The sequence below is a fragment of the Microbacterium croceum genome (assembly GCF_023091245.1).
GTDB lineage: Bacteria > Actinomycetota > Actinomycetes > Actinomycetales > Microbacteriaceae > Microbacterium > Microbacterium croceum.
On record NZ_JAHWXN010000001.1, the window covers coordinates 1,869,562 to 1,889,894 of the forward strand.

Below are 20,333 nucleotides of genomic sequence, written 5' to 3' on the forward strand. Positions count from 1 at the left end.
GAAGTCCAGGAACGTACATGAAGTTCTATGCACGAAGAATCGGGTTCTACGCGTTCACGCTGTGGGCCGCGATCTCCATCAACTTCCTGCTTCCCCGGCTCATGCCGGGGAATCCGGCGGACATCATGATCGCCAAGATGCAGCGGGCGGGCGGCGAGGTCTCCGAGACCACGATCCGCAACATCAAGCTCCTGCTCGGCGGCGACGACTCCTCTGTCTGGGAGCAGTACCTGGCCTACTGGGGGCGGATGTTCCAGGGAGACCTGGGCGTCTCGGTGACGAAGTTCCCGACGCCGGTCGCCGAGCTGATCGGGCAGGCGCTGCCGTGGACGCTCATCCTGGTCGGCACCGCCACCGTCATCTCCTTCCTCCTGGGTGTCGTGCTCGGCGCCTGGGCGGGCTGGAAGCGCGGAACCTGGGTCGACCACCTGATCCCGGCCACCACGGTGCTGCAGTCGATCCCGTATTTCTGGATGGCGCTGCTCCTGGTCGCGATCTTCGCCGTCGGTCTGGGGTGGTTCCCGATCTTCGGCGGGTACGACGTGTTCGACTTCCCCGACGGCCCCGAGCCGACCTGGGCCTTCTTCACCAATGCGGTGTCGCACGCGATCCTCCCGGCTGTCACCATCGTGATCAGCTCGGTCGGAGGCTGGCTCTTCGGCATGCGCAACATGATGGTCTCGACTCTCGCCGAGGACTACGTGCTCACGGCGGAGGCGAAGGGCCTGCGCCCGCGCCGCATCCTCACCACATATGCCGCGCGCAACGCCGCGATCCCCTCTATCGCAGGGTTCTCCATCACACTCGGCTTCGTGGTCGCCGGATCCATCGTGATGGAGCAGGTGTTCACCTATCCCGGCATCGGCAAGCTGATGTTCCAGGCGGTCACCAACAACGACTACGCCCTCATGCAGGGGCTGTTCCTCGTCATCACGATCACGGTGCTCGCCGCCAACTTCATCATGGATCTCGTCTACGGATTCATCGACCCGAGGGCTCGCCAGAATGTCTGACACCGAGAACACGACCTCGACCCTGATCGTGAAGGATCAGCCGACCACGTCTCCCGCCAGCACCATCACGCTGGCGACGCGCAAACCGCGCAAGGGGCGCGGGTTGCTTCCGAGCCGCTCGCCCAAGTTCATCGTCGGCGCGATCCTGGTGCTCGCCATCGTGCTGTTCGCGATCATCGCGCCGATCTTCTCGCAGGACCCGCGCAGCACGGACAACCCGGCGCTGCAGCCTCCATCCGCCGAGCACTGGCTGGGCACCACCAAGCTCGGCAATGACATGTTCGCGCAGCTCGCGATCGGCGCTCAGGGCTCGCTCCTGGTGGGCCTGGTCGCCGGCGGCATCGCGATCGTGCTGTCACTGATCTTCGGCGTCCTCGCCGGCTACCTCGGCGGATGGCGGGAAGACGGCCTCGCACTCATCACCAACGTGATGATCGTGATCCCGGGTCTCCCTCTGGTCATGGTCATCGCCTCGTTCGTGCCGCAGCGCAGCTGGCAACTGGTCGCTTTCGTGCTCGGCATCACCTCGTGGGCCGGTGCCGCCTACGTATTGCGCCTGCAGACCCGCTCGCTGCGCACCCGCGACTACGTGTATGCCGCGAAGGTGGCGGGCGAGCGGTCGTTCCGGGTCATCCTGGTCGAGATCATGCCGAACCTGCTGCCGCTGCTGACCGCGCAGTTCCTGTTCGCGATCATCTTCGCGATCCTCGGCGAAGCGGGACTGTCGTATCTCGGCCTCGGCCCGAACTCCTCCATCACCTGGGGGACCATCCTCAACGACGCGCAGTCGGGACAGGCGCTCGGACGCGGAGCCTGGTGGTGGTTCGTGCCGCCGGGCGTCATGATCGCGATCCTCGGCGCCGGACTGGCCCTGATCAACTTCGCGATCGACGAGATCATCAACCCGAAGCTCCGCAACGCACCCGATGCCGCACGCCGCCTGCGCAAGGCCGCCAAGACGAAGGGAGTGACGGCATGAGCGACCCCGTTCTCACTGCACGGAACGTCTCGATCGAGTACGAGGTCGACCCGCCGGTGAAGGCCGTCCGCGATGTGTCGCTCACCCTGCACCGTGGGGAGATCCTCGGCCTTGCCGGCGAATCGGGCTGCGGGAAGACCACACTCGCGTACGGGATGAACCGGCTGTTGAAGGCGCCCGCGCTGATGACAGGCGGTGAGATCGTGTTCCACGATCGCGACGGTCACGACATCGACATCGTCGGTCTCGATGGTGAAGGGCTCCGCGCTTTCCGCTGGGACAAGATCTCGATGGTGTTCCAGGGCGCGATGAACTCGCTGAACCCGGTGATCAGCGTGAAAGCCCAGATCTTCGACATCTTCGACACCCATCGCCCCGGCATGAGCAAGAAGGACAAGACAGCCAGAGCGGAGGAGCTCCTCACGCTCGTCGGCGTCGACCCGTCCCGTCTGACGAGTTTCCCGCACGAGCTGTCGGGCGGTATGCGGCAGCGCATGATGATCGCGATGGCACTGGCGCTCGATCCGCAGGTCATGATCATGGACGAGCCCACGACGGCGCTCGACGTCGTCGTGCAGCGGGGAATCATCCGGGAGATCATGCGGCTGCGGGAGCGACTCGGGTTCGCGGTGATCTTCATCACGCACGATCTGCCGATGTTGATCGAGATCAGCGACCGGATCGCGGTGATGCTGCAGGGACAGATCGTGGAAGAGGGCACGGCGGAGGAGATCTACCGCACGCCTCGGCACGAGTACACGAAAAAGCTGCTGTCGAGCTTCCCTTCGTTGAAAGGCGAGCGGGGCGACTTCGTCCGCACCGGTGAACAGCAGAGTCAGGAGCAGGTCCGATGAGCCCGAAGACGCATGCCGCGGTCGCCACGACCACGCTCGAGGCGCGCAACCTGGTGAAGGACTTCACGCTGCGCTCGGGGCTCAAGACCGCCACGCTGCATGCGGTGAAGGATGTGTCCTTCACGTTGGAGCCGGGGAAGACGGTTGCCCTGGTGGGGGAGTCCGGGTCGGGGAAGTCGACGATCGCGCGGATGCTGATGAAGCTCGAGACGCCGACGAGCGGGGAGATCCTGCTCGACGGCAGGCCCTCGGGCACGCGGGGCAACGCGCTGGCACGGTATCGGTCGGAGGTGCAGATGGTGTTCCAGGACCCGTTCGCGTCATTGAATCCGTTCCACACGATCGCGCATCACCTGGAGCGTCCGCTGCGTCTGCATCACCCGAAGTGGTCGGGGGCGCAGGTGCGCGCGCGTGCGCTCGAGCTGCTCGATCGGGTGAAGCTCTCCCCGGCCGCGAGCTTCGCCGATCGGCGTCCGCACGAGCTGTCGGGTGGGCAACGGCAACGCGTCGCGATCGCACGGGCGCTGGCCCCCGGCGCCCGGTTCATCGTCGCCGACGAACCGGTGTCGATGCTCGACGTGTCGATCCGCCTCGGCGTGCTGAATCTGCTCGCGGAGCTGCAGCGCGAGGAGAACCTGGGCGTGCTGTACATCACTCACGATCTGGCGACCGCGCGGCACTTCTCCGATGAGATCATGGTGCTGTTCCACGGGGATGTCGTCGAACGCGGCCCCGCCGACGAAGTCATCCTGAATCCGCAGCACGAGTACACCAGGACCCTCCTCGGTGCCGCGCCGGAGCCCGACAACCTCGGACGCCTGCGCGACGAAGTCCGTGCGGAGCTCGCAGGGCGCTGAGCAGCAGTGTCGGGAGTGTGCTCTCATCCGGGCGAGGCATCCGGCTAGACTGATCGCACAACTGAAGACAGGCCGAATGACCCACGCGGGAGAGCCCTGGCGAACGCAGCCGGGCACCGAAGGAGCAAGCCTCCCCGCCAATCTCTCAGGTAACGCGTACCGCGCGGTTCCGGCCACTCTGAAAAGCGATTCCGCCCTTCGTCTCGGGCGCGCTCCGCGCGTCCTCGCTCAGGAACCACGGGATCCGCCGACGGTGAAAGCTCGTGCTCCGTGCACAGGTGAAGCTCTCAGGCCCATGACAGAGGGGGAGTTCCTCGGATCGGCGATGCCGCCGCTCCGCCCGCCCACATCCGGGAGAACTCCATGTCCGATCCCCGCTATACCCCGCTCCGCGAGCGCCATGAGGCTCTCGGCGCGTCGTTCACCGACTTCGGCGGCTGGCAGATGCCGGTGCGCTACACGTCCGACCTCGCCGAGCACCACGCCGTGCGACAGGCCGCCGGGCTCTTCGACATCTCGCACATGGCCGAGTTCCTGGTCACCGGTGAGCACGCTGCCGACTTCCTCGACTTCGCCCTCGCCGGGCGCATCTCCGCGATGCCGGTCGGGAAGGCGAAGTACTCGCTGGTGCTGGCCGACGACGGCGGGATCATCGACGACGTGATCGCGTACCGGCTCGCCGAGGATCGTTTCCTGGTGATCGCCAATGCCGGCAACCGCGGATTCGTGGACTCCGCGTTCGCCGCGCGGGTCCGGGACTTCCCCTCGATCCCCGAGCGCGAGCTGCCCGCCCGCGCGGAAGGCGAGGAGCGCAGCTTCGCCGGGTTCCTCGGCGATCGCGGCGTCGACGTCGAGGACGTCTCAGACTCGTACGCGCTGCTCGCCGTGCAGGGGCCAGCCGCCGCTGCCATCGTCGCCGCGACGGAGGGCATCACCGACGTCAGCACGCCGTGGGCGGAGCAGAAGTACTACGCCTGGGCGGACGCCACTTTCCTCGGCGAGCCGTTGCTGATCGCCCGCACCGGATACACCGGAGAAGATGGATTCGAGCTCCTCGTCCGCGCGGAGGACGCCGGCGCCCTGTGGGATGCCGTGTCGGCAGCGGGGGAGGGGCACGGCCTCGTGCCCGCCGGGCTCGCGGCCCGTGACACGCTGCGTCTGGAGGCGGGCATGCCGCTGTACGGCCACGAGCTCAGTCGCGAGACGAAGCCTTCGCAGGCCGGTCTGGGCCGCGTCGTGGTCGCGGACAAGGAACGGTTCGTCGGCAAGGACGCCGCACCGGCGGCTGCCGATGCCCCGGTCCTCATCGGACTCGTCGCCGAGGGCAAGCGCGCCGGCCGCGCCGGCTACGCCGTCGTCGACGAAGACGGCACCGTGCTGGGGGAGATCACCAGCGGCGCCCTCAGCCCCACTCTCGGCCACCCGATCGCGATGGCCTACGTGACCCCTTCTTCCGCAGAAGAGGGAACCGCAGTATTCCTGGATGTGCGGGGGACGAAGATCCCCGCGACCGTGACCGCCCTGCCTTTCTATCGGAGGACCAAATGACCGACCTCACCGCACTGCGCTACACCGAAGAGCACGAGTGGATCGCCGCCGACGCTTCGGCGGGCTCAGGAACCCAGATCGTGTCCATCGGGATCACCGACTACGCCGCCGAGAAGCTGGGCGACGTCGTGTTCGTCGAGCTGCCCGCCGTCGGCACCGAGCTCACCGCCGGTTCTGTGGTCGGGGAGATCGAGTCGACCAAGTCGGTGGGCGAGCTGTACGCGCCCGTCGCGGGGACCGTCGTCGAGATCAACGACGCGGTCGTCGACGACCCCTCACTCGTCAACGCAGAGCCCTTCGCAGGCGGATGGCTGATCAAGGTCTCCGTCGCCGCGGGTGCGCTCGACGGGCTGCTCGACCGCGACGCGTACGTCGCACTCACGGAGGGCTGATCCGCCAGTGGTCTCCTTCGCCGATCGTCACATCGGACCCACCGATGCCGCCCAGCGCACGATGCTGGACGCGCTCGGGGTCGCCTCCTCGCTCGAGGACTGGAGCCCGGTCGACGCGCTGATGCGCCAAGCCGTGCCGTCCTCGATCTACACCGACGCAGGGGACTCCGTGATCCCCCGCGCCGCCAGTGAGACCGAGGCGCTCGCCGAGCTCCGCGCGCTCGCCTCGCGCAACGCGGTGAACCGGCCGATGATCGGCCTCGGGTACTACGGCACGATCACCCCGCAGGTGATCCAGCGCAACGTGCTCGAGAACCCGTCCTGGTACACGGCCTACACGCCGTACCAGCCGGAGATCTCGCAGGGACGCCTGGAAGCACTCATCAACTTCCAGACCATGGTGTCCGAGCTCACCGGGCTCTCGACGGCGAACGCCTCGATGCTCGACGAGTCGACCGCGGTGGTCGAGGGGATGCTGCTCGCCCGCCGGGCCTCGAAGTCGACGTCGAACGTGTTCGCGGTCGACACCGACGCCCTCCCGCAGACCAAGGCACTGCTGGCCACTCGCGCCGACGCCGTGGGCATCGAGCTCGTGGCGGTCGACATCGCGGCAGGCGAGGAGCTCCCTGCGGAGCTGTTCGGCGTCTTCGTGCAGTACCCCGGCGCATCCGGCAACGTGTGGAACCCGTCGGCCGTGATCGACGCCGCGCATCTCGCGGGCGGTCTGGCCGTCGTCGCCGCCGACCTGCTCGCGCTGACGCTGATCGCCTCGCCGGGCTCGCTCGGGGCCGACGTCGCGGTCGGTACGACGCAGCGCTTCGGCGTGCCGATGGGCTTCGGTGGCCCCCACGCCGGCTACATGGCGGTGCGCTCAGGACTCGAGCGTCAGCTCCCCGGTCGCCTGGTCGGGGTGTCGGTCGATGCCGACGGCAAGCCGGCCTACCGCCTCTCGCTGCAGACGCGCGAACAGCACATCCGCCGCGAGAAGGCCACGTCGAACATCTGCACCGCCCAGGTGCTGCTTGCCGTGATGGCATCGATGTACGCGGTCTACCACGGGCCCGACGGCCTGCGCGAGATCGCGCGACAGGTGGCCGACAAGGCACTCCGGCTCCGCGACTGGCTCGTCGAGGCCGGTGTCGAGGTCGCGCATGACGCGTTCTTCGACACCGTGCAGGTGCGCGTGCCCGGACGCGCGGCGGAGTACGCCGCGCAGGCGCACGACGGCTACGGCATCCTGCTCCACGTCGCGGATGCCGACACGATCAGCATCGCGGTCGACGAGACCACCACGTTCAGCGAGCTGCACCAGGTCGCCATGGTGTTCGGAGGCCAGCAGCAGCGGGCCTTCGGTTGGTTCGAAAGCGGTTCGCACGGGGCGCTGCCCGAGGCCCTGCTGCGTCAGGACGAGTACCTGACCCACCCGGTCTTCCACGCGCACCGCAGCGAGACCGCCATGATGCGCTATCTCAAGAGCCTCGCCGACCGCGACTATGCCCTCGACCGGGGCATGATCCCGCTGGGGTCGTGCACCATGAAGCTCAACGCCGCGACCGAGATGGCGGCGATCACGTGGCCCGAGTTCGCGGGCATCCACCCGTTCGCTCCGGCATCCGATGTGGCGGGCTATCTCGAACTGATCGATCAGCTCGAGAGCTGGCTCGCCGAGGTCACCGGGTACGACGCGGTCTCGCTGCAGCCGAACGCCGGCTCCCAGGGTGAGCTCGCCGGACTCCTCGCGATCCGCGGCTACCACCTCGCGAACGGCGACGCGCAGCGCACCGTGTGCCTCATCCCGTCGTCCGCCCACGGCACGAACGCCGCCTCGGCCGTGCTCGCGGGCATGAAGGTCGTCGTGGTCGCGTGTGACGAGCTCGGCAACGTGGACCTCGCCGACCTCCGTGCGAAGATCGCCGCGCACGCCGAGTCCCTCTCCGCGCTGATGATCACCTACCCGTCCACCCACGGCGTGTACGAGCAGGACGTGGTGGAGATCACCTCGGCCGTGCACGACGCCGGGGGACAGGTCTATGTCGACGGTGCGAACCTCAACGCGCTGCTCGGCTACGCGCGGTTCGGCGACCTCGGGGGCGACGTGTCGCATCTGAACCTGCACAAGACGTTCGCCATCCCGCACGGCGGCGGTGGCCCCGGTGTGGGCCCGGTGGCCGCCAAGGCCCACTTGGCGCCGTTCCTGCCGGCGCATCCGCTCGCTCAGCGCGCGGAGCACGCCGGTGGTTTCGTGTTCGAGGGCGGCGCCGTATCGGCCGCTCCCTACGGCTCCGCCGGCATCCTGCCGATCTCCTGGGCCTACGTGCGGATGATGGGCGCCGACGGTCTGCGTCGGGCCACAGCCGCAGCGGTGCTCTCGGCCAACTACATCGCGGTGCGGCTCGGCGAGCACTACCCGGTGCTGTACGCCGGCGAGGACGGACGCGTCGCGCACGAGTGCATCCTCGATCTGCGTCCGCTCAAGGAGGCCACAGGCATCACGGTCGACGACGTCGCGAAGCGCCTGATCGACTACGGCTTCCACGCTCCGACCATGTCGTTCCCGGTCGCGGGCACGCTGATGGTCGAGCCGACCGAGTCCGAGGACCTGGCCGAGATCGAGCGGTTCATCGAGGCGATGATCATGATCAAGGCCGAGGCGGATGCCGTCGCGGCCGGCCGTTGGCCCGCCGACGACAACCCGCTCGTACACGCGCCGCACACGGCTGTCTCGCTGATCGCGGGGGAGTGGGACCACGCCTACACCCGCGAAGAGGCCGCCTACCCGGTGCACGCTCTCGTCGCCGGCAAGTACTGGCCACCCGTGCGTCGCATCGACCAGGCCTACGGCGACCGCAATCTGGTGTGCGCGTGTCCGCCGATCGAGGCCTTCGCCTGACGCGCACGATTCGAGCCATGACGGCGCCGGCCACCCGAGGGTGACCGGCGCCGTTCTGCATCGCCGGAGGTGTTTCGTGCATGTCACATGTTGGTCACCACTCAGTAACGAATGATTAGCCGAGTACGGGTCTCGGCGAGGCTCGGGTTACGCTCGACTATCCCTGCCTGTGCGATGGAGCGCGGGCAGAAACATGTTCGAGTCCACAGGAGGACAAAAGTGAAGCGCAACAAGATCGCCCTTGCGGGCGTCGCGCTGTTCGCGATCGGCGCCATGGCGCTCGCGGGCTGCGCAAGTGGTTCCGGCGACAACGGTTCCGAGAAGCCCAGCGGCGACGCCACCGCAGTCATCACCGCGAACGGGTCGGAGCCGGAGAACCCGCTGATCCCGACCAACACCAACGAGGTCGGTGGCGGCAAGATCCTCGACTCGATCTTCGCTGGACTCGCCTACTACGACGGCAAGGGTGCGCTCGTCAACGACATGGCCGAGGAGATCACGGTCGACAGCCCCACGCAGCTCACGGTCAAGCTCAAGAAGGACCAGAAGTTCACCGATGGCACCGATGTGCTGGCGGACAACTTCATCAAGGCGTGGAACTACGGCGCGCTCCTCTCGAACAAGCAGCTCAACCAGTCCTGGTTCAGTGACATCGTCGGCTTCAGCGACACGGCCGACGCGGAGCTCACGGGTCTGAAGAAGGTCGACGACCTCACCTTCACGATCGAGCTGACCTCTCCGGTGGCCACCGACTTCGCGACCCGCCTCGGCTACTCGGCGTACTACCCGCTGCCTGACGTCGCTTTCGACGACATGGCCGCGTTCGGCGAGAACCCGATCGGCAACGGACCCTACAAGCTCGACGGCGACGGCGCGTGGAAGCACAGCGTCAGCATCGCTCTCGTCAAGAACGACGACTACCAGGGTGGCCGCGAGGTCGCCAACGGCGGTCTGACCATCACGTTCTACAGCTCGCTCGACGCGGCGTACGCCGACCTCCTCTCGGGCGAGCTCGACGTCCTCGACGCGATCCCGGACACGTCGATCGCCACGTTCCAGGACGAGCTCGGCGACCGTGCGGTCAACCAGCCCGCTGCGATCTTCCAGTCGTTCACGATCGGTGAGCAGGTTGCTCACTTCGCCGGTGAAGAGGGAAAGCTCCGTCGCGCGGCGATCTCCATGGCGATCAACCGCGATGAGATCACCGACAAGATCTTCAACGGCACCCGCACCCCGGCCAGCGACTTCACCTCTCCGGTGATCGACGGCTGGAGCGACTCGCTCAAGGGCGCCGATGTGCTCTCGTACAACCCGGATGAGGCGAAGAAGCTGTGGGCCGAGGCCGACGCGATCTCGCCGTGGTCCGGCACCTTCCAGATCGCGTACAACGCGGACAGCGCCCACCAGGCCTGGGTCGATGCGGTGTCGAACTCCATCAAGAACACGCTCGGCATCGAAGCGTCCGGTGCTCCGGTCGTCGACTTCGCGACCCTTCGCGCACAGGTGAACGAGCGCGGTGCTGACGGCAAGCGCACGATCCAGACGGCGAACCGTTCGGGATGGCAGGCCGACTACCCGGGTCTGTACAACTTCCTGTTCCCGCTGTACTCGACCGGCGCGTCGTCCAACGACGGCGACTACGCGAACCCCGAGTTCGACGACCTGCTCGCCAAGGGCGCCTCGGCGAGCGACCAGGCAGACGCGATCAAGGACTACCAGCAGGCTCAGGAGATCCTGCTCAAGGACCTTCCGGCCGTGCCGCTGTGGTACCAGAACGTGTCCGGTGGATTCGGCGAGTCGGTGGACAACGTCACCTTCGGCTGGAACTCCGTCCCGCTCTACTACGAGATCACCAAGACGAAGTAATCCCTCTCGTGGGACACTGAGCTACGAGGCGGCGACGCACAGACGTCGTCGCCTCGTAGCTGTGTCTCGTGGGGATGTCACCTCCATGAAAGGAGAGGGATGTTCTCGTACATCATCCGACGACTGCTGCAGCTGATCCCCGTGTTCTTCGGGGCCACTCTGCTGATCTACGCGCTCGTCTTCCTCATGCCGGGCGACCCCATCGCGGCGTTGTTCGGAGACAAGCCACCTGCGCCGGCGCTGCTCGAGGCGATCCGTGCGCAGTACCACCTCGATGAGCCGTTCCTGGTGCAGTACTACTACTACATCCTCGGCGTCTTCCAGGGCGACATGGGCACCACATTCTCGGGACAGTCCGTGAATGAAGTGCTCTCTCGCACTCTTCCCGTCACGGGACGTCTTGCGATCATGGCCATCGGGATCGAGTTCCTGCTCGCCATCGTGATCGGGACCTTCTCCGCTCTGCGCAAGGGCAAGCTGTTCGACAACGGGGCGCTCGTGGTCTCGCTGATCTTCCTGTCGATGCCGATCTTCGTCGTCGCGTTCCTGGCGCAGTACTTCCTCGCCATCAAACTCGGGTGGTTCCGGGCGACGGTGGGTGGGGAGAACGACTGGGGCGACCTCTGGTTGCCTGCGATCGTGCTCGGGCTGAGTCTGTTCGCGACGAGTATGCGCCTGATGCGTGGGTCGGTCCTCGACACTTTGAACCAGGATTGGGTGCGCACCGCCTACAGCAAAGGGCTCTCCCGCGGTCGTGTGATCCCCGTCCACGTGCTGCGCAATTCGCTCATCCCCGTCATCACGAACTCGGCGACGAACTTCGGTGTGCTGCTGGTCGGTGCGACGGTGACGGAGTTCATCTTCAACATCCCCGGCGTGGGAAACACCCTGTTCCACGCCACGTTGAAGCACGAGGGCCCGACCATCGTGTCGTTCGTGACCGTGTTCGTGATCATCTACGTTCTCGTCAACCTGGCCGTGGATCTGCTCTACGGCCTGCTCGACCCGAGGATTCGCTATGTCCGCTGAAAACAAAGATCACTACGTCGCCCCGGTCACCAAGACCGCGGTCAAGACCGATGCGGTCGTCGTATCCGGAAAACCTGCCAGCCTCTGGCGCGATGGATGGTACGACCTGCGTCGTCGCCCCATGTTCTGGATCTCGCTCGCGATCATCGCGGTCATCCTCCTGATGGCTGTCTGGCCGACGCTGTTCACGCAGACGGCTCCCAACGACGGTTGTTACCTCGAGAACTCGAACGGTGCGCCGGCGCCGGGTCACCCGCTCGGGTTCACGTTCCAGGGATGCGACATCTTCTCGCGCATCGTCTGGGGCGCGCGCACGTCAGTGAGCGTCGGTCTGATCTCCACCCTGATCAGCTCCGGTCTCGGACTGATCATGGGGGCGTTCGCCGGATACTACGGCGGATGGGTCGATGCGGTGCTGTCGCGCATCGGTGACATCTTCTTCTCGATTCCCTACGTGTTGGCGGCTGTGGTCGTCATGACGGTGTACTCGGACTTCCGGAACGTCCTCACCCTTTCGATCGCGATCGGTGGATTCGCGTGGGCATCGACTGCCCGCGTGGTGCGTGCCGAGATCCTCCGCGTGCGGCAGGCGGACTTCGTGACGGCATCCAGCGCGCTGGGCCTGTCGCGGTTCCGCACGCTGCTCGCGCATGTGATTCCGAACGCGCTCGCGCCCTTGCTGGTGCTTGCGACGCTGGCGCTCGCGGGCGCGATCGTGGCGGAGGCGACGTTGACCTTCCTCGGTGTCGGGCTGGGCGGCGGCGCCGCCGGCGACGTCATGTCGTGGGGCAGGGACATCAGCGATGCGCAGAGAACTCTGCGCATCGCACCCATGTCGCTGATCTACCCGTCCATCGCGCTCACGGTCACCGTGCTCGCGTTCATCATGCTGGGCGAGCTCATCCGAGACGCTCTCGACCCGAAGGCGAGGGCACAGCGATGAGCATCACCTCACAGCGTCCCACGGAGCCGATCCTGAGCGTGAAGGACCTGAAGGTCTCCTTCCGCGGGCAGGACGGTGAGCGCGAGGTGCTTCACGGCATCTCGTTCGATGTTCACGCCGGTGAGACCGTCGCGATCGTGGGGGAGTCGGGCTCCGGCAAGTCCACGTCCGCGGCGGCGATCATCAATCTGCTTCCCGGTACCGGCAGGATCACCGGCGGCAGCATCACCCTCGAGGGGCGCGAGCTGACGAAGCTCACCCGCCATGAGATCGAGGACGTCCGTGGAAAGGACATCGGCTTCGTTCCGCAGGATCCGATGGCCAGCCTCAACCCGGTCTGGTCGATCGGATTCCAGGTCAAGGAGGCGGTCCGTGCGAACGGACTGGCTTCGGGCCGGGGCCAGGTGCGCGATCGCGCCGTCGAAGTGCTGAAGCAGGCCGGGCTCGCCGACGCCGAAAGGCGTCTGCACCAGTACCCGCATCAGTTCTCGGGCGGTATGCGCCAGCGCGCGCTCATCGGCATCGGTCTCGCGGCCGATCCGAAGCTGCTGATCGCAGACGAGCCCACAAGTGCGCTGGACGTCACAGTGCAACGCGTGATCCTCGATCACATGGCCTCGCTCACCCGCGACCGTGGCACTGCGGTGCTGCTCATCACCCACGACCTCGGCCTCGCGGCCGAGCGTGCGGAGAAGATCATCGTGATGAACGGCGGCGACATCGTCGAGGCCGGGCCCAGCCGTGCGATCCTCGAGAACCCGCAGCACCCGTACACGAAGCGGCTGGTCGGCGCTGCGCCGAGCATCGCCTCGCAGCGGATCCAGGCCGTCGTGGAGGATCGGGGCGTCAAGACGGTCGACGACCTCAGCGACGCGGCGCCCACGGTGCGGGTCGCAGGGCTGACGAAGGACTATCGAATCCGGCAGGGCGGCTTCCGCAGCGAGGCCTTCCGGGCGGTCGACGACGTGTCGTTCGAGATCCCGAAGGGCAAGACGCTGGCGCTGGTCGGCGAGTCGGGGTCCGGCAAATCGACCGTTGCGAAGATGCTGCTCAAACTCGAGGAGCCCACGTCCGGACTCATCGAGATCGACGGCCAGGACGTCTCGCACCTCTCCGGTGCCCAGGCGTTCGGGCTGCGACGGCGGATGCAACCGGTGTTCCAGGACCCCTATGGGTCGATGGATCCCATGCGCAACATCGGCAACACGATCGCGGAGCCGCTGAACATCCACGGCATCGGCGACCAGTCGTCGCGGCGCGACCGAGTTCATGAGCTGCTCGATCAGGTGTCGTTGCCGCGGGAGCTGTCGACAAGGTACCCGAACGAACTCTCCGGAGGGCAGCGGCAGCGCGTCGCGATCGCGCGCGCTCTGGCGCTGAAACCCGACATCGTGATCCTCGACGAGGCGGTTTCGGCGCTCGACGTGCTGGTGCAGGATCAGATCCTGAAGCTGCTCGCCGAGCTGCAATCGGAGCTGGACCTCACCTACCTGTTCATCACACACGACCTCGCGGTCGTGCGAGTGTCCAGCGACTTCGTCTGCGTGATGGAGCGCGGCAAGCTCGTCGAACAGGGCACGGTGGATGAGATCTTCGCCAACCCGCAGCAGGAGTACACGGACCGGCTGCTCAAGGCGATTCCGGGGGTCTCGATCGCTCTGGGCGGCGCCGGATCGTGACAGCTGTTCCCACCCCTGAGGGCGCACGGACACTCCGTGCGCCCTCAGGGGTCATCACCATGGTCCTGACCGGGCTGCTGGCGCTGTTCCTCCTCGGAGACGCCGTGGCCCGAGGCGGCTGGGGGCCGATGCTGCTTCTGGCGCCATGGGTGCTGCTCGGCCTCTGGGTCATCTACGAACTGAGCTTCGTCTCGTACGTGCGAATGGATGACGACGGAGTCGTCGTCCAGAACATGCTTCGCCGCACGTCGTTCGGATGGAGGCGCGTACGCGACATCGACATGCGCTGGCAGCTGGTGTTCTCACTCGAGGACAGTACGGATGTCACGTGCTTCGGCGGTCCCGCACATGCGCGCCAGCGTCGTAGTCGGATGCGGGAGGAACACGAGCAGAAGGCGCCCGCCGGCCTGCGCGAGCTCACGGACATCCGCGACCGCTGGCAGGCGTCCGGCCCCACAGCGAACGGTCAGATCAGTCGCTCTTGGGATGGTCGGGCGCTCGTGGCGCTCACGGTCATCATCGTCTGGGCGACGATCTCCGTCCTTCTCGTCGCCAACGGTTGACCGTAGCGACCAGGACGACGAGCGCGCCGAGCGGCTGATCAGCCGGGCAGCCCGAACAGCGCGGGCCAGGTAGCCGCGGCCCACGGGTAGCCGACGAACACGGTCGCGTCGATCAGGAAGTGCGCCACCAGGAACGGCAGGAGTCGGCCGCTGCGGTGGAACAGCCAGCCGAACAGCAGTCCCATCGCGAGGTTGCCGATGAACGCACCGGGGCCTTGATAGAGGTGGTAGCTCGCACGCAGCACGGAGGTCGCCACGATGATCGTCCAGGGGCTCCAGCCCAGCTGTTTCAGCCGCGCGAACAGGTACCCGAGCACGACGAACTCTTCCTGCAACGCGGCGCGGGCGGCCGCGAGCAGCAGGATCGGCACGGTCCACCAGTGCGTATCGAGCCCCGTGGGGTTCACCGCCACGAACAGGCCGAGTGCGCGCCCGACCAGGTAGAGCGCGAGGCCGGGGATACCGATGGCGAGCACCAGCAGTACTCCGCGGCCGGCATCGCGACCCATGCGTGTCCCGTCCAGCCCCAGACGGCCCAGGTGCGGACGCGACGTCTGCCACAGCAGGAAGCAGACGAGCACGACCGGCACCAGCGAGAACCCGATCGAGAGGATCTGGTAGATCAGGTCGAAGATCTCGCGGTCGCTGCGCGAGGGATTCAGTGTCGCGGTCTGATCGGCGAGCGGCGTCTCATCGGTCAGCCGGTATGCCAGCTGGACGATCGCGTACACGGCCGACTGACCGAGGCCGAGCGCCAGCACGATCGCGATCTCCCACCACAACCGCGCGCGCGAGGGCGGTGCGGTGAGCAGGGCGTTGTCAGCCGGGAGGGAGGTCACGATCTCGATGCTACGGCCTGTGTTCAGGAACAGTCTCCGTGCGTGCGCTATCCTGGAACGTCGGTTTCCCGGCGCTTCCCACCATCTTTTAGGACTCCTGCATGGCGCACGCCCTCCGCTCTGACCTCCGCAACGTCGCTATCGTCGCGCACGTCGACCACGGCAAGACCACGCTCGTCGACGCGATGCTCCGCCAGACCGGCTCGTTCGGCGAGCACGCCCACATCGACGAACGCGCGATGGACTCGAACGACCTCGAGCGTGAGAAGGGCATCACGATCCTCGCCAAGAACACGGCGATCACCTACAAGGGCAAGCACGCCGATGGCAAGGAGATCACGATCAACGTGATCGACACCCCCGGTCACGCCGACTTCGGTGGCGAGGTCGAGCGCGGCCTGTCCATGGTCGACGGTGTGGTGCTGCTCGTCGACGCCAGCGAGGGCCCGCTGCCCCAGACCCGCTTCGTGCTGCGCAAGGCGCTCGAGTCGAAGCTCCCCGTCATCCTTCTCGTCAACAAGACCGACCGCCCCGACGCCCGCATCGCGGAGGTCGAGGAAGAGGCGCACGACCTGCTTCTGGGTCTCGCGTCCGACCTGGTCGACGATGTGCCCGACCTCGACGTCGACGCGCTCCTCGACGTGCCGGTGGTCTACGCCTCCGGTCGCGCCGGCGCCGCATCGCAGAACCGTCCCGCCGACGGCTCGCTGCCCGACAACGACGACCTCGAGCCGCTGTTCGAGGCGATCCTCCAGCATGTTCCGGCCCCCTCGTACGACGACGAGGCGCCGCTGCAGGCCTGGGTCACGAACCTCGACTCCAGCCCGTTCCTCGGCCGTCTCGCGCTGCTGCGCGTCTTCAACGGCACGCTGAAGAAAGGCCAGACGGTGGCCTGGGTCCGCGCCGACGGCACCCACCAGAACGCTCGCATCACCGAGCTCCTGAAGACCCGCGCCCTCGAGCGCTACCCGGCAGAGTCCGCCGGCCCCGGAGACATCGTCGCCATCGCCGGCTTCGAGAACATCACGATCGGCGAGACCATCGCCGACCCCGAGGATGTGCGTCCGCTGCCGGCCATCACGGTCGACGACCCCGCCATCTCGATGACGATCGGCACCAACACCTCGCCGCTCATGGGCAAGGTCAAGGGGCACAAGCTCACCGCTCGCATGGTCAAGGACCGTCTCGACAAGGAGCTCATCGGCAACGTGTCGCTCAAGGTCGTCGACATCGGACGTCCGGATGCCTGGGAGGTGCAGGGTCGTGGCGAGCTGGCTCTGGCCATCCTCGTCGAGAACATGCGCCGCGAGGGCTTCGAGCTCACCGTCGGCAAGCCCCAGGTTGTCACGAAGAAGATCGACGGCAAGACCTACGAGCCGTTCGAGCACCTCACGATCGACACTCCCGAAGAGCACCTCGGCGCGATCACACAGCTCCTGGCGAACCGCAAGGGCCGTATGGAGAACATGACCAACCACGGCACCGGTTGGGTGCGCATGGAGTTCATCGTGCCGTCGCGCGGCCTCATCGGCTTCCGCAGCGAGTTCCTGACCACGACCCGCGGCACCGGCATCGCCAACGCGATCTCGCACGGCTACGAGCCGTGGGCCGGCTCCATCACGACGCGTCAGAACGGCTCGATCGTCGCCGACCGCCAGGGTGTCGTCACCCCGTTCGCGATGATCGCTCTGCAGGAGCGCATGTCGTTCTTCGTGCAGCCCACGCAGGAGGTCTACGAGGGCATGGTCATCGGCGAGAACTCGCGCGCCGACGACATGGACGTGAACATCACCAAGGAGAAGAAGCTCACCAACATGCGTGCAGCCAGCTCCGACACGTTCGAGTCGATGACGCCGCCGCGTCAGCTGACGCTCGAGGAGAGCCTCGAGTTCGCGCGTGACGACGAATGCGTCGAAGTGACCCCCGAGGTCGTCCGCATCCGCAAGGTGAACCTCGACGCGAACACGCGTGCGCGTGAGACGGCCCGCATGAAGCGTCAGGACGCCGGCGCCTGATCTGCGCTGTCCTGAAGAGGGCCTCCTCCCATCGATTCGATGCGGAGGGGGCCCTCTTCTCATGAAATGTCCAGGTGAGGGATTGTTTTCATTCAGGTTGGCCGTGCAGACTCGGTGACTTGCGCCCGGCGAGTCGGCTCCCATGAGTCGCCCTGCCCCTGCAGGTCCGGGTGGACGACGACCCGAAAGTCGAATCCTTGCTTCACCTTCACAACACCCGTGCGTCCCGGCGCGCCGCTGCGGCGCTCCAGGCCCATTCCGCTGTCCGCGCCCGTCGCCCCCTGCTGGTCCTCGGCACACTCACCGGTGCCCTGCTCGGCATCACCCTCACGGTCGGGGTCGTCTCGGCTCCCGCCGCCGGCGCCGAGAACCCCGCCACCGCAGACCTTGCCGCCGCGGCTGTCGCCAGTGGCCCTCAGCCTCTGCGAGAGATCGCGGATGACGCGAGCGAGGCATACGCCGAAGCCACCGACGCTGTCGCAGCGGCCGAAGCGCTCACCGCCGAGGTCGCGGCCTCCGGTCTCGATCTGGGCGACACGGTCGTCTCGATCGACACTGCGGAGCTGCAGGCGGATGCGCAGGCGCTGGCCGGCCGTGCGCTCGTCCCCGCACTCCTCCTCGAGGATCTGACCGCCGATGCCGTGGCCGACACGCAGGCGGTCGTCGCGCTCACCACCGACCTGCGCGAGACCTACACGGCCGCGCAGGAGAAGAAGGCAGCAGCGGAAGCTGCGGTGGCGGCGGAGAAGGCGGCGGCGGAGAAGGCGGCGGCGGAGAAGGCCGCACTCGCCGCGGCGAACACGGTCGACGGTGCGAAGGCGACCGCACGCGAGATGGCGTCCAGCCGATACGGGTGGGGGGATGACCAGTTCTCCTGCTTGAGCTCTCTGTGGACCAAGGAGTCCGGCTGGAACTACCAGGCGTACAACGCAGACGGCGGGGCGACCGGCATTCCGCAAGCGCTCCCCGGCAGCAAGATGGCCTCCGCCGGCAGCGACTGGCAGACGAACGCCGCCACCCAGATCGCCTGGGGGCTCGAGTACATCGCCGGCTCCTACGGTTCGCCCTGCAGCGCGTGGTCGCACTCGCAGGCAATGAACTGGTACTGACCACCGTATTACGACGGAGAAGGCCCGACCCTCCTGCGGGGTCGGACCTTCGCTGCGTCGTCAGCGCAGTTCGGAGATGAGGACGGCGCTGGTGCCCGCGACGGTCGCCTCGAAGATGTGCGGCACGTCGCCGGCGTAGGAGAGGTAGTCGCCGGGGTGCAGGAGGACAGGTTGCTCGACCGGCCCGATACGCGCTTCGCCGGCGATCAGGATCACGTGCTCGGTGGTGCCGGGATGGTGAGGATCGGAGCGCCGGGGATCCCCGGGTTCCGCCTGGATCAGGTACAGGTCACGGCGGGCGCCCGGGGGGCTGGCCGACAGCAGCGAGGCGCTGTAGGCGGCAGCGGATGACGGCACTCCGGCCAGGTCATCGGCGCGGATCAGCGTCGGCGCGTTCGCCTGCTGGTCGACGAGCACGGCGAACGGCACTCCGAGCGCGACCCCCAGTGCCCACAGCGTCTCGACGCTGGGATTGCCCGAGCCGCCCTCGAGCTGGGAGACGGTGGCCTTGGAGATGCCGGCTCTCCGCGCCAGTTCCGACACCGAGAGGGATGCGGCTTCGCGTTCGCGGCGGAGCGTGCGGGCGATGCGAGTGCGGAGTTCCTCCATGTGTTCATCATGCCAAACGATCGTTCGCTTGACTATCCGATCGTGCTTGTTCAGAATGATCAGCATGTGTTCAGTGGATCGAACGATCGGTGAGGTCCTCCCGTGACGCCCGAGCGGGAAGTGTGGCGAGAGGCGCTCGGCGTCGTGGTGGCGACCAGCGCCTACGGCGTCTCGTTCGGTGCGCTCGCGGTCGCCTCTGGACTCGATGTCTGGCAGACCTGCGTGCTGAGCCTGCTGATGTTCACCGGCGGCTCGCAGTTCGCGTTCGTCGGTGTGTTCACGGCCGGGGGAGTCGCTGCCCTGCCCTCGGCCATCGCCTCCGCGGTGCTGCTGGGCGTGCGCAACGTGGCGTATGGCATGCGGATGTCGCCGATCGTCGGGGGAGGACCGGTCCGCCGCGCGGTAGCCGCGCACTTCACGATCGACGAGTCCACGGCTGTTGCGATCTCTCAGGGCGATCCGCGTCTGCGCCGGGTGGGGTTCTGGGTCACGGGAATCGGGATCTTCGTGGGGTGGAACATCACCACGCTGATCGGGGCGCTCGTGGGCGATGTGCTCGGCGATCCGCGCACGTGGGGACTGGATGCCGCCGCTGCGGCCGCGTTCCTGGCGCTGCTGTGGCCGCGGCTGCAGCAGCGGCAGGCGATCGCGGTCGGCATCGCCGCCGCAGTCGTGGCCGCCGCGCTCACTCCGTTGCTGATGCCGGGCATCCCCGTGCTGATCGCCGCCGTGGTCGCGATCATCGTCGGGTGGTTCAACCTGTTCGCTAACCGTCCGTCCACTGGCGCGGCACCCGCATCGTCGGGGGGTGCGTCGTGAGCGTGTGGAGCGCGATCCTGCTCGCCGCGCTCATCTGTGTCGCGCTGAAGGCCGTGGGGTACCTGGTCCCGCCGAAGGTGCTCGAGGCTCCGCGACCGGCGCGCATCTCCGATCTGCTGACCGTGGCTCTGCTGGCGGCGCTCGTCGCGGTGCAGACGCTCGGCGCGGGGCAGGCGGTCGTCGTCGATGCGCGGGTGCCGGCTCTTCTGGTCGCTGCAGGACTGCTGTGGCTGCGCCAGTCCTTCCTCGTCGTGGTGTTCGCTGCCGCCGCGGTCGCCGCCGTCCTGCGGCTGCTCGGGCTGGCGGTCTGACGGTGTGATGTCATCGGA

At 67.1% G+C, this 20,333-nt stretch carries 18 protein-coding genes and 1 riboswitch; of the genes, 16 read left to right on the forward strand and 2 right to left on the reverse strand.

Annotated elements, in window-relative coordinates; all coding sequences use genetic code 11:
* Positions 1–17 precede the first annotated feature (17 nt).
* The 12 genes from KZC51_RS08845 (at position 18) to KZC51_RS08900 (ending at position 14,613) form a co-directional block, all read left to right on the forward strand.
* On the forward strand, positions 18–1,013 hold the full coding sequence (locus KZC51_RS08845; RefSeq protein WP_247629617.1) for an ABC transporter permease: 996 nt from the start codon (positions 18–20) through the stop codon (positions 1,011–1,013).
* On the forward strand, positions 1,006–1,992 hold the full coding sequence (locus tag KZC51_RS08850; RefSeq protein ID WP_247629618.1) for an ABC transporter permease: 987 nt from the start codon (positions 1,006–1,008) through the stop codon (positions 1,990–1,992). Before KZC51_RS08845 ends, KZC51_RS08850 begins: the two co-directional genes overlap by 8 nt.
* Complete coding sequence (locus tag KZC51_RS08855) at positions 1,989–2,846, forward strand: ABC transporter ATP-binding protein (protein WP_247629619.1); 858 nt, start codon at positions 1,989–1,991, stop codon at positions 2,844–2,846. The genes KZC51_RS08850 and KZC51_RS08855 overlap by 4 nt, the downstream gene beginning before the upstream one ends.
* A complete protein-coding gene (locus tag KZC51_RS08860; protein ID WP_247629620.1) occupies positions 2,843–3,703 on the forward strand; it encodes an ABC transporter ATP-binding protein in 861 nt (286 codons plus the stop codon). Before KZC51_RS08855 ends, KZC51_RS08860 begins: the two co-directional genes overlap by 4 nt.
* 76 nt (positions 3,704–3,779) lie before the next feature.
* Positions 3,780–3,875: riboswitch (glycine riboswitch) on the forward strand.
* A gap of 191 nt (positions 3,876–4,066) precedes the next feature.
* Positions 4,067–5,251: a glycine cleavage system aminomethyltransferase GcvT gene (locus tag KZC51_RS08865; protein WP_247629621.1), complete on the forward strand. Its 1,185-nt coding sequence runs from the start codon at positions 4,067–4,069 to the stop codon at positions 5,249–5,251.
* Positions 5,248–5,643, forward strand: a complete 396-nt coding sequence (gene gcvH, locus KZC51_RS08870) for a glycine cleavage system protein GcvH (protein WP_247629622.1) — start codon at positions 5,248–5,250, stop codon at positions 5,641–5,643. The genes KZC51_RS08865 and gcvH overlap by 4 nt, the downstream gene beginning before the upstream one ends.
* 61 nt (positions 5,644–5,704) lie before the next feature.
* The gene (gcvP, locus tag KZC51_RS08875) at positions 5,705–8,533 is read left to right on the forward strand and encodes an aminomethyl-transferring glycine dehydrogenase (RefSeq protein ID WP_247630622.1); all 2,829 of its coding nucleotides are present in this window, start codon (positions 5,705–5,707) and stop codon (positions 8,531–8,533) included.
* Between the two features lie 219 nt (positions 8,534–8,752).
* Positions 8,753–10,399, forward strand: a complete 1,647-nt coding sequence (locus KZC51_RS08880; protein ID WP_247629623.1) for a peptide ABC transporter substrate-binding protein — start codon at positions 8,753–8,755, stop codon at positions 10,397–10,399.
* A gap of 99 nt (positions 10,400–10,498) precedes the next feature.
* Complete coding sequence (locus tag KZC51_RS08885) at positions 10,499–11,428, forward strand: ABC transporter permease (RefSeq protein WP_247629624.1); 930 nt, start codon at positions 10,499–10,501, stop codon at positions 11,426–11,428.
* Positions 11,418–12,371, forward strand: coding sequence for an ABC transporter permease (locus KZC51_RS08890; protein ID WP_247629625.1), 954 nt, complete (start codon positions 11,418–11,420; stop codon positions 12,369–12,371). Before KZC51_RS08885 ends, KZC51_RS08890 begins: the two co-directional genes overlap by 11 nt.
* Entirely contained in the window at positions 12,368–14,050 is a 1,683-nt protein-coding gene (locus KZC51_RS08895) for a dipeptide ABC transporter ATP-binding protein (protein WP_247629626.1), read from the forward strand. The genes KZC51_RS08890 and KZC51_RS08895 overlap by 4 nt, the downstream gene beginning before the upstream one ends.
* Before the next feature lie 59 nt (positions 14,051–14,109).
* Entirely contained in the window at positions 14,110–14,613 is a 504-nt protein-coding gene (locus tag KZC51_RS08900) for a PH domain-containing protein (protein WP_247629627.1), read from the forward strand.
* 38 nt (positions 14,614–14,651) lie between these two features.
* Here the strand turns inward: KZC51_RS08900 and KZC51_RS08905 are convergent, their stop codons facing one another.
* Positions 14,652–15,452: a CPBP family intramembrane glutamic endopeptidase gene (locus KZC51_RS08905; RefSeq protein ID WP_247629628.1), complete on the reverse strand. Its 801-nt coding sequence runs from the start codon at positions 15,450–15,452 to the stop codon at positions 14,652–14,654.
* A 101-nt stretch (positions 15,453–15,553) separates the two neighbouring features.
* On the opposite strand from KZC51_RS08905, the gene typA reads away from it, so the two are divergent.
* Together typA and KZC51_RS08915 are read left to right on the forward strand one after the other, a co-directional pair.
* Entirely contained in the window at positions 15,554–17,467 is a 1,914-nt protein-coding gene (gene typA / locus KZC51_RS08910; RefSeq protein ID WP_247629629.1) for a translational GTPase TypA, read from the forward strand.
* A gap of 197 nt (positions 17,468–17,664) precedes the next feature.
* Positions 17,665–18,576, forward strand: coding sequence for an aggregation-promoting factor C-terminal-like domain-containing protein (locus KZC51_RS08915; RefSeq protein WP_247629630.1), 912 nt, complete (start codon positions 17,665–17,667; stop codon positions 18,574–18,576).
* Positions 18,577–18,636: 60 nt separating this feature from the next.
* Here KZC51_RS08915 and KZC51_RS08920 read toward each other — a convergent pair whose 3' ends face one another.
* The gene (locus KZC51_RS08920) at positions 18,637–19,185 is read right to left on the reverse strand and encodes a helix-turn-helix domain-containing protein (protein WP_247629631.1); all 549 of its coding nucleotides are present in this window, start codon (positions 19,183–19,185) and stop codon (positions 18,637–18,639) included.
* A 102-nt stretch (positions 19,186–19,287) separates the two neighbouring features.
* On the opposite strand from KZC51_RS08920, the gene KZC51_RS08925 reads away from it, so the two are divergent.
* Together KZC51_RS08925 and KZC51_RS08930 are read left to right on the forward strand one after the other, a co-directional pair.
* Positions 19,288–20,004 (forward strand): AzlC family ABC transporter permease, encoded by a 717-nt coding sequence (locus KZC51_RS08925; protein WP_247629632.1) that lies wholly within the window; start codon positions 19,288–19,290, stop codon positions 20,002–20,004.
* A complete protein-coding gene (locus tag KZC51_RS08930; RefSeq protein WP_247629633.1) occupies positions 20,001–20,315 on the forward strand; it encodes an AzlD domain-containing protein in 315 nt (104 codons plus the stop codon). Before KZC51_RS08925 ends, KZC51_RS08930 begins: the two co-directional genes overlap by 4 nt.
* Positions 20,316–20,333 lie beyond the last annotated feature (18 nt).